This is a genomic window from Streptomyces sp. NPDC059256, assembly GCF_042753785.1.
In the GTDB taxonomy this organism is placed as follows: domain Bacteria; phylum Actinomycetota; class Actinomycetes; order Streptomycetales; family Streptomycetaceae; genus Streptomyces.
Genome location: NZ_JBHYZO010000001.1, coordinates 416,290 through 431,028 on the forward strand (window position 1 = coordinate 416,290; position 14,739 = coordinate 431,028).

General features: G+C 70.6%; 11 protein-coding genes. 9 read left to right on the forward strand and 2 right to left on the reverse strand.

The window, feature by feature from the left end; genetic code table 11:
• Window positions 1–92: 92 nt before the first annotated feature.
• The 9 genes from ACFXJL_RS01770 (at window position 93) to ACFXJL_RS01810 (ending at window position 12,539) form a co-directional block, all read left to right on the forward strand.
• Window positions 93–2,294 (forward strand): UvrD-helicase domain-containing protein, encoded by a 2,202-nt coding sequence (locus ACFXJL_RS01770; RefSeq protein ID WP_384688379.1) that lies wholly within the window; start codon window positions 93–95, stop codon window positions 2,292–2,294.
• 197 nt (window positions 2,295–2,491) lie between these two features.
• Complete coding sequence (locus ACFXJL_RS01775) at window positions 2,492–3,346, forward strand: helix-turn-helix domain-containing protein (protein ID WP_384640582.1); 855 nt, start codon at window positions 2,492–2,494, stop codon at window positions 3,344–3,346.
• 317 nt (window positions 3,347–3,663) lie between these two features.
• The gene (locus ACFXJL_RS01780) at window positions 3,664–4,746 is read left to right on the forward strand and encodes an iron-siderophore ABC transporter substrate-binding protein (protein WP_384688382.1); all 1,083 of its coding nucleotides are present in this window, start codon (window positions 3,664–3,666) and stop codon (window positions 4,744–4,746) included.
• Window positions 4,747–4,797: 51 nt separating this feature from the next.
• Window positions 4,798–5,868, forward strand: a complete 1,071-nt coding sequence (locus ACFXJL_RS01785; protein ID WP_384688385.1) for a FecCD family ABC transporter permease — start codon at window positions 4,798–4,800, stop codon at window positions 5,866–5,868.
• A gap of 62 nt (window positions 5,869–5,930) precedes the next feature.
• Window positions 5,931–6,998: a FecCD family ABC transporter permease gene (locus tag ACFXJL_RS01790; protein ID WP_384689106.1), complete on the forward strand. Its 1,068-nt coding sequence runs from the start codon at window positions 5,931–5,933 to the stop codon at window positions 6,996–6,998.
• Between the two features lie 32 nt (window positions 6,999–7,030).
• Window positions 7,031–7,975 (forward strand): ABC transporter ATP-binding protein, encoded by a 945-nt coding sequence (locus ACFXJL_RS01795; protein WP_384688388.1) that lies wholly within the window; start codon window positions 7,031–7,033, stop codon window positions 7,973–7,975.
• On the forward strand, window positions 7,972–9,744 hold the full coding sequence (locus tag ACFXJL_RS01800) for an ABC transporter transmembrane domain-containing protein (RefSeq protein ID WP_384688391.1): 1,773 nt from the start codon (window positions 7,972–7,974) through the stop codon (window positions 9,742–9,744). The genes ACFXJL_RS01795 and ACFXJL_RS01800 overlap by 4 nt, the downstream gene beginning before the upstream one ends.
• Window positions 9,741–11,645: an ABC transporter ATP-binding protein gene (locus ACFXJL_RS01805; protein WP_384688394.1), complete on the forward strand. Its 1,905-nt coding sequence runs from the start codon at window positions 9,741–9,743 to the stop codon at window positions 11,643–11,645. Before ACFXJL_RS01800 ends, ACFXJL_RS01805 begins: the two co-directional genes overlap by 4 nt.
• Before the next feature lie 3 nt (window positions 11,646–11,648).
• Complete coding sequence (locus ACFXJL_RS01810) at window positions 11,649–12,539, forward strand: siderophore-interacting protein (RefSeq protein WP_384688397.1); 891 nt, start codon at window positions 11,649–11,651, stop codon at window positions 12,537–12,539.
• Window positions 12,540–12,704: 165 nt separating this feature from the next.
• Here ACFXJL_RS01810 and ACFXJL_RS01815 read toward each other — a convergent pair whose 3' ends face one another.
• A complete protein-coding gene (locus tag ACFXJL_RS01815) occupies window positions 12,705–13,700 on the reverse strand; it encodes an endonuclease/exonuclease/phosphatase family protein (RefSeq protein WP_384688400.1) in 996 nt (331 codons plus the stop codon).
• Window positions 13,697–14,662 (reverse strand): D-alanyl-D-alanine carboxypeptidase family protein, encoded by a 966-nt coding sequence (locus ACFXJL_RS01820; RefSeq protein WP_384688403.1) that lies wholly within the window; start codon window positions 14,660–14,662, stop codon window positions 13,697–13,699. Before ACFXJL_RS01820 ends, ACFXJL_RS01815 begins: the two co-directional genes overlap by 4 nt.
• Between the last annotated feature and the right edge of the window lie 77 nt (window positions 14,663–14,739).

The following is a 14,739-nucleotide window of genomic DNA, read 5'->3' on the forward strand; positions in this document are numbered from 1 at the left end:
TGTCTCCCCACCGTCTGAACCGAAGCGACATTCTTCCCCATCCGGGTACGGTGGCCGGGGGAATTCGACGGAGCGCGACCGGGGGGCTGCACATGGCGACGTTGGGAATCCACAAGGACTTCCTGTGGGAGTTCGCCAAGTTGGAGAAGCCCGTCCAAAAGCGCGTCCACGAGGTCTTCGACAAGTTCCGGGAGCATCGCCACGCCGGACTCCATCTGGAGAAGTTGGAGAAGGCCAGGGACCCACGGATACGTACCATCCGGATCACCCAGTTCATGCGCGGGGTGGTACTGGCCCCGTCGTCAGGTGACAGCTTCCTGCTGCTCAAGGTCATGCCCCACGACGACGCCATCGCCTGGGCGGTGAAGCATCGGGCGACCGTCAACTCCGCCACCCACGGAATCGAGCTGCGGAACGACGTGGCGCTGGAGCGGGCGACCGCAGGGGTGCGGGAGGCCGCGTCAGCGGACGGTCGGGGGCTCTTCGCGCGGGTCTCGGACAAGGACCTGGTCCGGTTGGGAGTTGACGCGGACCTGCTCCCACTGGTGCGGCACCTGAACGACGAGGCCCAGCTCGACGCCCTGGCCAAGATCATGCCGGAGCAGCAGTACGACGTGCTGGCCGGTCTGGCGGCGGGGATGGAACCGGAGGACGTGTGGCGCGAGGTGGTTGTCGCGCAGGTGGAGCGGACGGCCGGCGAGCCGGGCGGCAGCGGTGCGGCGACGCCCCCTGCCCACCAGGACGAACTGACCGCGGCCATGGCCCGCTCGCAGGGCAGGATCGCACTGGTCTCCGGCCCGGACGAACTGCTGGACATCCTGTCGCGACCGTTCGACGCCTGGCGGATCTTCCTCCATCCGAGTCAGCGCAAGGTGGCCTACCACCACTCCTACCGGGGTCCGGCCAGGGTCAGCGGAGGCCCCGGGACGGGCAAGACCGTCGTCGCCCTGCACCGCGCCCTACACCTGGCGCGGCGGCTTCCAGCGGACGCGCCGGACGAGTCGATCCTGCTCACCACCTTCACCCGGGACCTCGCCACCGATCTCCGGCACAGTCTTGAGCTGCTGATCCCCGAACCCGAACTGCGGGCGAAGATCAGGGTGGTCAACGTGGACGCCGTGGCCAACCAAATCGTGCGGGAGGACCGCGGGGCACCGCTCTCCATCGTCGCTGCGCAGCGGGAGATCACCGCGCGCTGGGCCGACGTCGCCCGGCGCCTCGGGATCGAGTACACCGAGGTCTTCCTCGACCAGGAGTGGCGTCAGGTCATCCTGGCGCAGGACCTGCGCTCCCCCGAGGCATATCTTCGGGCCTCCCGGGTCGGACGGGGTACCGCCCTCGGCCCGCTGAAGCGGGCACAGATCTGGCGTGCGGTGGACGCCTTCGTCAAGGGGTTGCAGGCGTCGCAGGAGTGGACGTTCCTCCAGGTCTGTGCGGAGGCGACCAGGCGGCTGGAGGAACGGGGGGAGGAGCGTCCCTACCGTCATGTCGTGATCGATGAGGCTCAGGATCTCCATCCGGCGCAGTGGCGGATGCTCAGGGCACTGACACGGCCGGGTCCGGACGACCTCTTCATCGCGGGCGACACCCACCAACGGATCTACGGCAACAAGGTGTCGCTGCGCAGTCTCGGTGTCGAGGTGACCGGGCGCTCTACCCGGCTGCGGATCAACTACCGGACCACACGGGAGATCCTGGCGTGGTCCACGGCCCTGCTGACGGGTGAGCGGATCGACGACATGGACGGCGGTGACGACTCGCTGGCCGGCTATCGCTCCGCCTTCCACGGCGAGCCGCCGATGCTCATGGGCTCCGACACCAGGTCCGCGGAGATCGCGGGACTGGTGGCGCAGATCGGAGAGTGGACACAGTCCGATGTCTCACCCAGGGACATCGGTGTCGCCGTCCGGTACACCCAACTGGGCAGGGAGATCGCACGGGAGTTGCAGCGAGCGGGCCTGTCGGCGACCGTGCTGGGAGCGTCGTCCAAGATCGGCGACGGAGTTCGCATCGGGACCATGCACCGTATGAAGGGGCTTGAGTTCCGTTGCATGGCGGCTGTCGGGGTGAGCGACGGAGTCGTTCCGCTGCGCGGTGCGGTCACCGCGGAGGATGTCGACGCCCATCAGCATCGAGAGGATCTGCTGGGCGAGCTGAGTCTGCTCTTCGTCGCCTGCACCAGGGCGCGTGAGGCACTCAGGATCTCCTGGCACGGAGACCCCAGCCCGTTCCTCGGTCCGGCCCCGGGCGCAGTCGGTGTCCCGGCGCTGACGGCTCACCACAGCGCCGGTTGAAGCGGGGCACGACTCGAACAAGGCCGTCATCGTAGGGGCATGCGGGCTCCGGTCCCTGGCGTCGCCCGGCACGGGCACCTCGCACCGGGCAGACCGCTGAGCGTCGTCCGGTACGGATTGCGTCCGACGGGAGCGGCTTCTTGCCCCGCGGGGTGAGCGTTCCACTGGAGAGAAAGAGCTTAGGCTAACCTAACTTCATGTCGGTTGCTGATATATCGGGTCATGCGCACGCCTCGGCGGCGCCGGTCGTGTCCTTGCGGTGGGGGGCGCCGGTGGCCGGTGGGGCCGAGGTGGCTTCGCCCTATCTGCTGACCACCGCCGTCTTCGACGGCACCGAGGCCGGCGGTCCGGCGTTCAGCGAGCCGCACACCCATACCGACGCGCTCCTCATGTGGCCGCACACCAGGTCCCTGACACTGCACACCAGTGCGGGGGTACGGCGGCTGATTCCCGGCCAGGGGGTGTGGGTGCCGCCCGGGGTGCCGCATGCCGCCACTGCGGACACCGGGGGCGTCGCCTGCTACACCTATGTGGCCCGTTCGGCGATCCCGGATCGCTGGACGTCGCTGCGGATGGTGAAGGTGGGGCGGGCGCTCCAGGAGATGTTGCTGCATCTCGATGCGACGCCCATGCCCGATGACCTCAGGCTGCGTACCCAGCGGGTGATTCTGGAAATGCTCCAGGAGGATCCGCTGCCCGTGCTGGAGGTGCCGGTTCCCGTGGACTGGCGCATTCGGGCGCTTGCGGACGACGTCCTGCGCGACCCGGACAGCGACCGTTCGGTGGAGGAGTGGGCGGCGCGGCACTCGCTCAGTGTGCGGACGATCACCCGGGCGTTCAGTCGTGACATCGGCATGTCGTTCAGCCGCTGGCGCTCCCTCGTACGGATGTCCGCAGCGACGGCCATGCTCACCCAGGGCCACCCGGTCAACCTCGTCGCGCACCGCTGCGGGTACTCCACCACCAGTGCGTTCAGCGCCGCGTTCCGACGGGTCACCGGGGCGAGTCCCACCGAGTACCTCCGGGAACGGTCCGTGTCCGTGCTTCCCTGACCGGCGCATCGGCCAGCCAGGTAGCCAGACGGCCAGACGGCCAGACGGCCAGACGAGGGTGGCCGATTCGCGACGCACCATGGCCGGGACGCAACGCCCGAGGGCTCCGAGGTTCCCTAGCGTTGGTTCAAGTGAGGGTTACCTAACTTCCCCTGCGGAAGGCCGACACCACCTCCGTGCGCTCCGGCCATGCACCTTTCCCGTACCGCCGTGGCGGCCCTCACCCCCAAACCGCCGTCGCGATGCCCTCGCGGTGCGCACAGCCGAGGAGAACCATGTCCCTACCCACGGTCGCCCCAGCGGCCACACCAGCCCCAATGCCCCGTCGATCAAGGACCTGGGCCCGGGTCGCCGGCCTGGCGGTTGCCGCCGCCCTCGTCCTGACGGGCTGCGGTGGCACCGATGCCTCGGGCTCCGACGGGAAGGGAGAGCCCGCGGAGAAGAAGAACTCCTCAGCCGCGTTCCCGGTCAGCATCAAGCACGCCCACGGCACCACCGAGATCCCCGAGAAGCCGAAGCGCATCGTCGCCGTCAGCTGGATGAACCAGGACATCGTTGCCGCGCTCGGCGTTCTCCCCGTCGGCGTCGACAAGCAGTGGGGCGGCGACAAGGACGGCCACACCCCCTGGTTCCGCACCCAGGCCGAGAAGCTGGGTGGAAAGCTCCCCGAGACCCTGAACTACGGGGACTCGGGCGAGATGGACTTCGAGCAGATCCTCTCCCTCGACCCCGACCTGATCATCGGGCTGTACTCCGGCATCACCGATGTCGACTACAAGCGGCTCACCGAGATCGCGCCCACCATCCCCTATCTGGAGCGGCCCTTCGACGGGGGCACCTGGCAGGACATGACCCGCACCATCGGCAAGGCGCTCGGCGAGAACGAGAAGGCCGAGGCACTCGTGACCGACACGGAAGGCGTGCTCGCCGATGTCGTCAAGGCGAACCCCCAGTTCAAGGGCAAGACCTTCACCTACGGCACCGCCCTCACCCCCGGGTCCACCGAGGCCGGTCTGTACGTCGACTACGACCCCAGGGTCCGGCTGCTCACCGAGATCGGCTTTGTGAACACCCCCTCGATGAAGGTCATCACGGACGGTGTCAAGGGCACCAACTTCTACGGCGGGGTGAGCCTGGAGAAGCTCGACACCGTCAAGGCGGACGTCTTCGTGGGCTGGGCCTACGACCCCAAGGAGGTTCCGTACTCCTTGAACGATCCCCTCTTCAAGCGCTGGGACCCCATCGAGAAGAAGCAGTACGCGTTCGTCGAGACCGCGGAACTCGGCATGGCCGTCAGCGGTCCGACCGTGCTGTCGATCCCATGGGCGATGGAGCGGTACGCACCCCTGCTCGCCGACGCGGTCGCGGGCAAGGGCAGGTCGGACGCCTCCACCTCCTGAACCGGCCCCATCGCCCTCGTACCCCGCACAGCCCACCCACGAGGATCACCCGTGACGACGACCGCACCACCCTCCACACGGCGTGACGCGCCAGGCCCGTACTCCGGTACGGGCCTGGTCCCGCGCCACCGGCACCGCTTTCTGGTGCTGCTCGCCGCCATCGCGGTGCTGATCGCCATGGCCGTCCTCAGCGTCATGGTCGGCGCCCGCGGGATCGCGCCGGGGACCGTCTGGGACGCCCTGTTCCGCTTCGACCCCTCTATCGACGAGCAGGTGATGGTCCGCGATCTGCGCGTGCCCCGCACGGTGATCGGGCTGGTGGTCGGCGCGGCGCTGGGCCTGTGCGGCGCGCTCATCCAGGCGTTCACCCGCAACCCCCTCGCCGATCCCGGTGTGCTGGGCGTCAACGCCGGTGCCGGATTCGCCGTGACCTTCGCCGTCGCGGTACTCGGTCTGACCGATCCGGCGCAGTTCGTGTGGTTCGCGCTCGCCGGTGCGTTCGGACTGACCGTCCTCGTCTACACCCTCGGTTCGCTGGGCGCCGATCGGGCCACCCCCGTGAAGCTCACCCTCGCCGGGGTGGCGCTCACCGCCGTGTTCAGCGGACTGACCTCCGCGCTCACCCTCAAGAGCCTGGCGACGCTCGACCTGATGCGGTTCTGGGGCGTCGGCTCCATCGGTGGCCGCGATCTCGACATCCTCTCGATCGCAGGCCCCCTCATCGGCGCCGGACTGCTGATCGGGCTGCTCACCGCCCGTTCGCTCAATGCGCTCGCGCTCGGCGACGACAACGCCCGCGCGCTGGGCGTGCCGCTCGGTATGACCCGGGTGGGCGTCGTCCTGTCGGTCACCCTGCTCGCCGGGACGGCTGTAGCCGTCGCCGGTCCGATCGCCTTCGTCGGGCTGATGGTGCCGCACGTGGTGCGCTGGTTCACCGGCCCCGACCAGCGTTGGATCCTGCCCCTCACCATCTTGGTCGCGCCCGCGTTCCTGCTGGCCGCCGATGTGGTGGGACGGGTGGTCATGCCCTCGGGAGAGCTACGGGTGGGGCTCGTCACCGCACTCGTCGGCGCCCCCGTCCTGGTCGCCCTCGTCCGGCGGCGGAATGTGAGCGGACTGTGAACGACCACTCCATCCGGGAACGGGAACCCGTCGTGACCGCCACCCACCCGCCCGCGCCATCGGTGACGACGGTCGACAAGCCGTCCACGGGCGTCGACTTCGGACGTCCCGCCTGGGCCCTGCGGCGGTTCGGGTTCGCCCTGCGCGTGGACCGTCGTACCGTCCTGATCTGCTGCGTTCTCACCGCCGCCATCTGTGTGCTCAGTGTGCTCACCCTGGGCACGGGCTCCATCTCGCTGACCCCCGCCCAAGTGGTGACCGCGCTCTTCGACGCCGATTCGGACCGTCGGGCGCGGCTCGTCGTCGTGGACTGGCGACTGCCGAGGCTGCTGTTCGCACTCGTCTGCGGTGCGGCACTGGCCATCAGCGGGGCGCTCTTCCAGTCCCTCACCAAGAACCCGCTCGGCTCCCCCGACATCATCGGCTTCTCGTCCGGCTCCTACGCGGGGGCGAGCGTCGTCATGCTGCTGTTCGGCACCGCGAACTACCTCGCGGTCGGCACCGGTTCGCTGATCGGCGGGGCCGTGGCCGCGCTGGTGGTGTACCTGCTCGCGTACCGGGACGGGCTGCACCCGTTCCGGTTGATCATCGTCGGTATCGCCGTCGGCGCCGGGCTCAGCTCGCTGACCTCGATGCTGTTGCTGTCGGTGAGCCCGCACCAGGCGATGTTGGCCGCGACCTGGGCGGCCGGATCCCTCAGCGGTCTGGGATTCGACGAACTGGTCCCCACCGCCGTCACTTTCGTCGCCCTGGTGCTCTGTTCCCTCGCCGTCGTACGGCCCCTGGTGCAGTTGGAGATGGGCGACGACACCGCCGTGGCACTCGGGGTCCGGGCCCAGCGCGCCCGGCTGGCCGGCACCGTCGTCGGGGTGGCGCTCACGGCCCTGGTGACCGCCGCCGTCGGCCCGATCGCCTTCATCGCCCTGGCCGCCCCGCAGATCGCCCAGCGTCTGACGAAGAGCTCCACCACGCTGCGGATCGTGCCCGCCGCGCTCACCGGGGCCCTGGTCCTGGTCGCCGCCGACTTCGCCGCGCTCCGCGTGGACCTGCCGGTGGGAGTGGTGACCGTCTGCGTCGGCGGGGTGTATCTCGCCTGGCTCCTCGCCCGCCAGTACGCGACCCGCCGATGAGCCCCGCCCCGCCCGCACCCCAAGGACCCCTCATGCCCCCGAAGACTCACCTCCCCGAACCGAGCGGCACCCCCGAACCGAGCGGCACCCCCGCGCCGGGTCGCACGGACCTGTCCGCCCAGCCGACCGACCAGCACCACGGAGCCGCGACCGCCCCGACCGCCGCGCCCGCGCCCGCCCGGCTGGAGGTGCGCGACGCGACCTTCGGCTATGCCCGCCGTCCCGTCTCCGAGCATCTGGACCTGGAGATACCGGAGGGTTCCTTCACCGCGATCATCGGCCCCAACGCCTGCGGCAAGTCGACCCTGTTGCGCGCTGTGGCCCGACTGCTCGCCCCCAGCAGCGGTCAGGTGCTGCTCGACGGCCGGTCGATCGCTCAGTACCGCTCCAAGGAGGTCGCGCGCCGTCTCGGACTGCTGCCGCAGACCTCACTCGCGCCGGACGGCATCAGCGTCGCCGAACTCGTGGCCCGGGGCCGCTATCCGCACCAGAAGATGACCCGCCAGTGGACGGCCGAGGACGAGCGTGCCGTCGCCGAGGCGATGACGGCGACCTCCGTCACCGATCTGTCCGGCCGGCTCGTCGACGAACTCTCCGGTGGTCAGCGTCAACGCGTGTGGGTCGCGATGGTCCTCGCCCAGCAGACCCCCGTCCTCCTCCTGGACGAGCCGACCACCTTCCTCGACATCGCCCACCAGATCGAGCTGTTGGAGCTCTTCACCGATCTGCACCGCTCCGGCCGTACGCTCGTCGCGGTCCTGCACGACCTCAACCACGCCGCCCGCTACGCCTCCCACCTGGTCGCCATGCGGGACGGCCGGGTCATCGCTGAGGGCCCGCCGGCCGAGGTGATGACGGCCGATCTGGTGCGCGAGGTGTTCGAGCTGCCGTGCCGGGTGGTGCCCGACCCGGAGACCGGTACCCCGATGGTCGTTCCGCTGGCCCGGCACCGACTGCCCGACGGAACCGCCGCGTGAGCCGGGCGCAGGGTGCGCGGCCCGGTCCGCCGTCCGGTGCCGGAGCACTGTTCAAGATCGCGCTGCTGCGCGGTGGACGCGGTCTGCGACTGGGGCTCACCACCCTGGCGTTCATGGTCCACCAGCTCTGCGAGGCGCTGGTGCCGATCCTCATCGGCGTCATCATCGACCGGGCGCTGGAACCCGCCGACCCGGGCGCCCTGCTGCGCTGGATCGCGGTCCTCGCCGGGGTGTTCCTCGCCCTGTCCCTGTCGTACCAACGGGCGTCGGCCGCCATGGTCGACGTCTACGGCTATGCCGAGCACGAGTTGCGCCAGCTCACCATGGTGCGGCTCCTCGACCCCTACGGGCTGCGCCGGCGGCCGGGCGCGGGCGAGGCGCTGTCCCTGGTCTCCTCCGACACCTACCGGGTCGCCGGGGTCTCCTGGAGCGTCGTCGACCAGGCGGCCACGATCACCGCGATCCTCACCGCGTCGACGGCCCTGCTGCTCATCTCGGTGCCCCTCGCGCTCGGGGTCATCGTCAGCACGGTCCTGGTCCTGCTGCTGATGCGGCGGCTCGCAATGCCCCTCGAAGCGCGGGGCCTGGCCGAACAGGGCTCCGCCGCCCGGGCGGGAGAGGTCGCCACCGACATGATCACCGGACTGCGGGTGCTGTCCGGAATGAACGCCCAGACGGAGGCCGCCAGCCGCTATCGAGCGGCGAGTGACGCGTCGAAGCGGGGAGCCGTCGCCGCGGCGCGGGCCGTTCTCGGGTACTCGGCCCTCAGCCTGCTGCTGTCCGGTGTCTTCCTGGCCGCATTGGCCACCGCGTCCGGCTATCTCGCCCTCCGGGGTGAGCTCACCATCGGCCAGTTGGTGACCGTCCTCGGGCTCGCCCAGTTCCTCCAGGGCTCCCTCGCCCATGTCGGAACGTTCGCCTCCAACTGGGCCCACAAACGGGCTTCCGCGCGGCGGATCGCCGATCTGCTGGCCGAACCGCCCCTGATCGCCGCCGCGGCGACGGGGGCCGTGCCGCCCGCCAGGTCCCCGTCCGACACACCGGACGCGTCCGGTTCCCCGACGGCCGTTCCCATCGTCTGGCAGCCGCCGGGCCACGGGGCACCGCTGGTACTGGTGCCCGGGGAGCTCATCGGAGTGGTCCCCCGGCACCCGGCGCACGCGCGGGACCTCAGCGACCGGTTGGCGTGCCGCGTCCCACCGGGGCGAGGGGACATCGTGATCGACGGAACCGACGCCGTCGACCTCGGCCCCGAGACGGTCCGCGCGCACATCGCGGCACCGCCCCATCAGGGCACCCTCTTCTCCGGCACCCTGCGGGCCAATCTGACACCACCGGGTGTCGCCCCCGTACCCGCCGTGGTGCGGGCGGCCGTCCTGGACGACGTACTGGAGCACATCGGCGGCCCGGACGCGGACATCGGTGAGCACGGCCGCAGGCTCTCGGGCGGTCAGCGTCAGCGGCTCCTGCTCGCGCGGGCGCTGCACGCGGGCACTGAGGTGGTCGTCCTGGACGAGCCCGCCACCGCGGTCGATCCGGTGACCGAGCAGCGGATCGCGGAGGGGCTCGGACGGCTCCCGGGCACCACCGTACTGATCACCACCAGCCGCATCCTGCTGTCCAGCTGCGACCGGGTGGTCGACCTCACAGCCCACCTCACAGCCCACCTCACAGGCGACCTCACCGAGGCGGCCGACGACCGACGTGCGGACGGTCTCGCGCACGACGACGGCCGACGAGACGACCAACCGAACGGAACACCCCGGTGACCCCGACCGCATCCGCCCCGGACTCGACCACAGCCACGGCCACCGCGTCCGGCGCTGACCATCGGCTGCCCGTTGCCACCCCGCGCCGGACCCGACAGGAAGTGGTGCGCCGACTCGGCCAGCACCGCCGACGGTTGACCACCACCCTGGGCGTACTGCTCGCCGGTACCGCGAGCGCCCTGACCACCCCTCCGCTGCTCGGCGCCATCGTCGACACGGTCGTCGACGGGGCGGGAACAAGTCGTCTGGCCGCTCTGGGCGCGGCCCTCGTCTCCGCCTCGCTGGTCAGTGCCGCACTCGGCTACCTCGGTGGGCGGATGCTGGTCGCCCTGGTGCAGGACGTATTGGCCGGGTTGCGTGAGGACGTGTTCGACGCCGCGGTACGGCTGCCCCCCGACACCCTGGAGGCATCGGGCAGTTCCGATGTGGTCTCCCGGGTCACGGGCGATGTGGAAGCGGTGTCCGAAGCGGCCTCGGGAGTGCTGCCCGACATCACCGGTGCCGCACTCACCATCGTCCTGACCGTGGCGGGCCTCGCCGTCCTCGACCCGCGCCTCGCGGTCGCCGGGCTGGTCTGCGTCCCCCTGCACTGGTACGCCACCCGCCGCTTCCTCGCCCGCTCACACCATGTGTACGGGGACATCCGCCAGTTGGAGTCCACGCGCGGGCAGACCGTCATCGAGGCGGTACGGGGCGCCGAGACGATCCGGGCGTACCGGGCGCAGCACACTCATCTGACCGAACTCGCCGAGCGCAGCGAACGCGCCGTCGATCGGCAGCGTGACGGCGTACGGCTGCGCAACAGCTTCTTCGGCTGGCTGAACACGGCCGAGTTCATCGGTCTGGCCGCCGTACTGGCCACCGGCTATGTGCTGCTCGGCCAGGGCGCGATCACCCTGGGGACGGCCACGGCGGCTGCCCTGTACTTCCACCGGCTGTTCGACCCGATCGGTGTGTTGCTGACCAGCCTGGACGACATCCAGCGCGCGACGGTGGGCCTGGCCCGCCTGGTCGGCGTCACGGACCTGGCCCCGCCGGGCGGAGCCGCCTCCGCACCGGCCGGCGGGGCGCCGCGCCCCGCGCAACCCCCCGCCGTCGCCGTGACCGGTGTCTCGTACGCGTACGACGGTGCAGCCCGGGAGGCCCTGCGTAATGTCACCCTGTCGATCCCCCGTGGTCGGACCGTCGCCCTGGTGGGCGCCAGCGGTTCGGGCAAGAGCACCCTGGCGCGGCTGGTCGCGGGGGTCGGTCGGCCGGGGCGGGGACGGATCACGGCCGACACCGGGGCGGAGCAGATCGCCGGCTATCTGGTGACCCAGGAGGTGCATCTCTTCGGCGGCACACTCGCCGACAACCTCCGGCTGGCCAAGCCGGCGGCGACCGATGCCGAACTGGTGGCCGCACTGCGGGAGACCGGTGCCGACTGGGCACTGGAGCCGGGCCGGGGGCTCGACGCGGTCCTCGGCGGCCCGGACGGCGCGCCCCTGGACGACGGTTCGGTCCAGCACTTGGCGCTGGCCAGGGCGCTGTTGGCCGATCCGCCGCTCCTCGTCCTCGACGAGCCGACCGCCGAGTCGGGTCCCGCCAGTCGTGCCGTGCTCGGCGCGGCCCTCGAACGGGTCACCCGCGACCGGACGAGCGTGATCGTCGCCCACCGCCTCGAACAGGCCCGGGAGTGCGACCACATCGTCCTCCTCAAGGACGGAGAGGTGGCCGAGGAGGGCACCCATCGCGCACTCCTGGCCGCGGCGGGCGAGTACGCGGCCCTGTGGCGTGCCTACACGAGCCCCGCATCACAGACTTCAAGGGAGCGGCCGACCCCTGAACTCGGGGCCCTCCGGATCCAAACCAATGCCGCACCGGCACCCAGCGCCGGTGCGCAAGCCGACAAGGAGCACTGAACCGTGGAGATCTACCGAGCCGTCGTCGCCAGGGTCGAGCCCCTCACCGCCACCATGGTCCGTGTGGTGCTGACCGGTGGGGACCTGTCGAAGTTCGCCTCGACGGGCGTGGGCGACGAGTACGTGCGGCTGTTCTTCCCGCACGGCCCCGACCGCCATGACCTGTCCCTGCCGGTCGCGACCGAGACCAGTTGGGAGACCCCGGAGGGCAGTCCCACCGCGCCCATGCGGACGTACACGATCCGTGCGGTCCGGCCGGAAGTGAACGAGATCGACATCGACTTCGTCCTGCACGACCACGGAGTGGCCGCGACCTGGGCGGCGGGGACCCGGCCGGGCGACCCCTTGGGCTTCAACTCCCCCACCGGGCTCTACGACCCGCCCGAGGACGTCACCCGCCAGATCCTGGTCGCGGACCAGACCGGGCTGCCGGCGGTCGCCCGGCTGTTGGAGAACACCCCGGACCACATCACCACCAGGGTGATCGTCGAAGTGCCGGACCAGGCGTCGGTGCAGCCCCTGCCGGCCCATCCGCGCGCCAAGGTCACCTGGGCGTACGGCGGCAACGGCCACGGCCCGAGCCGGCTGGCGGACCTGGTGACCGCGGCCCTGCCCGAGGACAGCGACCTCACCGGCACCTATGTGTGGACCGCGGGCGAGACCACGGCCCTGCGCACCGTGCGCAAGCACTTCCGCAAGACGCTGTCCCTGCCCTCAAGCCGCTTCAAGGTCGTCGGCTACTGGTCTCCCAACGCCGACTCCTGGACCGAGCGCTGGGAAGCGCTGCCGGCCGATGTGAAGGCCGAACTGGAGGCCCTCTGGGAGGACCCGAAGGACGATCTGGAGGACGTCACGATCGCGTACGAGGACCGGCTGAGCGGCCTGGGCCTCTGAAACAGAACGGGATGACATGACCGGCCGGCATCCGGTGTCAGGTACCGAGAGCGGCGTGCGAGCCCCGTACTCAGGTGGCCGCTGGGACTGTTGGCGCTGGCGGGCTGGCGGGCCTGTTGGTGCTGCCGGGCTGGCCGGGCTGATGTGGTCGTGTCAGAGGTTGTGTCAGAGATGGAAGGAGGCGACCACGGGCAGATGGTCGCTCCCGGTCGGGGGGAGGGTGTCGGCGGACGTCGGCCGAAGGCCACGGGCGAGGATGTGGTCGATGCGGGCCAGCGCGAAGCGGGCCGGCCAACTGAAGCCGAAGCCGTCCCCGGCGACCTCCTGCGCGGAGGTCATCCCGTCCAGGAGCGGGGCCAGTCCACGATCGTCGGGCGTGCCGTTGAAGTCGCCCACGACAAGGACCTTCGCCGCGGGGTCCCGGTCGACGGCCCGGGCCAGCAGATCTGCCGCCTGGTCCCTGCGGTCGGTGGTGAAGCCGGACTCCGAGGTCACCCGGACCGAGGCGAGATGGGCCACGAACACGGTGACGGGCCCCTTCGGCGTGGCGAGGGTGGCACGCAGGGCACGCGGCCACGGCATGATGTCCACGGGCTCGGGCGCCGTCATCGGATAGGTGCTCCACAGACCCACACCGCCCTGCACCGTGTGGTGTCGATAGCGCGCGGGCAGTGCCCCCTGGAACTCCTCCCGTGCGGTGGTGGAGAGTTCTTGAACGGCGATCACCTGGGCACCGGTCCCGGCGAGGGTGCGGGCGGTGCCCGCGGGGTCTGGGTTCTCCGCACCGATGTTGTGACTGACCACGGTGAGCTCCCCGTCGGCCCCTCGCTTGTCGATGAGCGAACCTCCGAACAGACCGAGCCAGGCGAGCCCGGGCAGGAGTGCCCCGATCAGGGCGAGCGGGGCGCGGCGCACCAGCGCGAGGAGCAGGAGCAGCGGGATCGCCAGCCATGACCAGGGCAGGAAGGTGTCGACGAGGCTGCCCGAGTTGCGTGCACCGTTGGGGACCAGGGGGTGGGCGAGCAGGGCGATCGCGTACAGGAAGCTCGCGAGGGCGATCCACCGGCCGTTGGCGTTCCGCGGATCGAACCTTCGTCGTGGTCGGTCATCCAGGGCGCGGGGAAGGGCTTCGCTGGTGGTGAGGGGCGCTTCGACGGTCATGACCGGCCGCCCTTGCGCGCGGCCTCGGCGAGCCGTTCGGCGGCCTGGAAGGCTGCGTCCAACCCCTCGGCGGGTGTGGTGTTCGGCTTCTGGTGGAGTACGACACCGAGGACGAGCCCCGCGTCCGATCCCCGCCCGGTCGTGGTGGCCCACATCAGGGCCCCACCCGCGGGAGTGCTCGATCCGGTCTTGATTCCGACGTTACCCGCGGTGCCGAGCAGTCTGTTGGTGTTGGCAAGGGTGCCCGTGGGGCCGCCGACGGCGACTTCCGGGGTGGCGACGATCGCCCGGAAGGTCGCGTCGCGCATCACCTTCCGAGCCAGCCGCAACTGATCGTCGGAGGTGCTCATGGTGGTGGGTCCGATTCCGCTCGCGTCGGTGTAGGTGGTGCGTCGCATGTCGAGAGCGGCTGCGGCACGGTTCATCTTGGTGACGAAGGCGGCTTCGCTCCCGGCGTCCCAACGGGCCAGGAGTCGGGCGATGTTGTTGCCGGAGGGAAGGAGCAGCATCTCCAGCAGTTGCCGCTGGGTCAGCCGCTGACCCGCTTCGACACGGACGGTCGACTCCACCGATGAGTGGGATTCGTCCTGCGCCTGTTGGTCGACGGTGATGACCGGCCCGGACTGTCCCCGCCTCAGCGGGTGGCCGCTGAGGATGACGTGCGCGGTCATCACCTTGGTGACACTGGCGATGGGTACGGGTTTCTGCTCACCGCTGGTGCCGGACGCACCGGTACGGGTGTCGATCACACTCGCCTGGCCGTCCCGTGGCCACGGCAAGGACAGGGCGCCGGTGGAGAGCGAGGGCTTCGACTCCTGGTGCTCCTCGGTTCCGCTGGTGATGACCCAACCGCCGAGTGCGATCAGCAGCAGCGCCATGGCCGCGCCCCAGATCACGGCGGCGGGTGCCCGTCGCGGTGGCCGGCGGTCGGGGATCGGACCGTGGTCGGACGGGATGTGCACGGCTGCCTCCGGGGGACGGACACGCGGGATTGCGCATGTCGGTCAGCCTGTGGGAGGGCTGTGTCCGCACCGCTGAG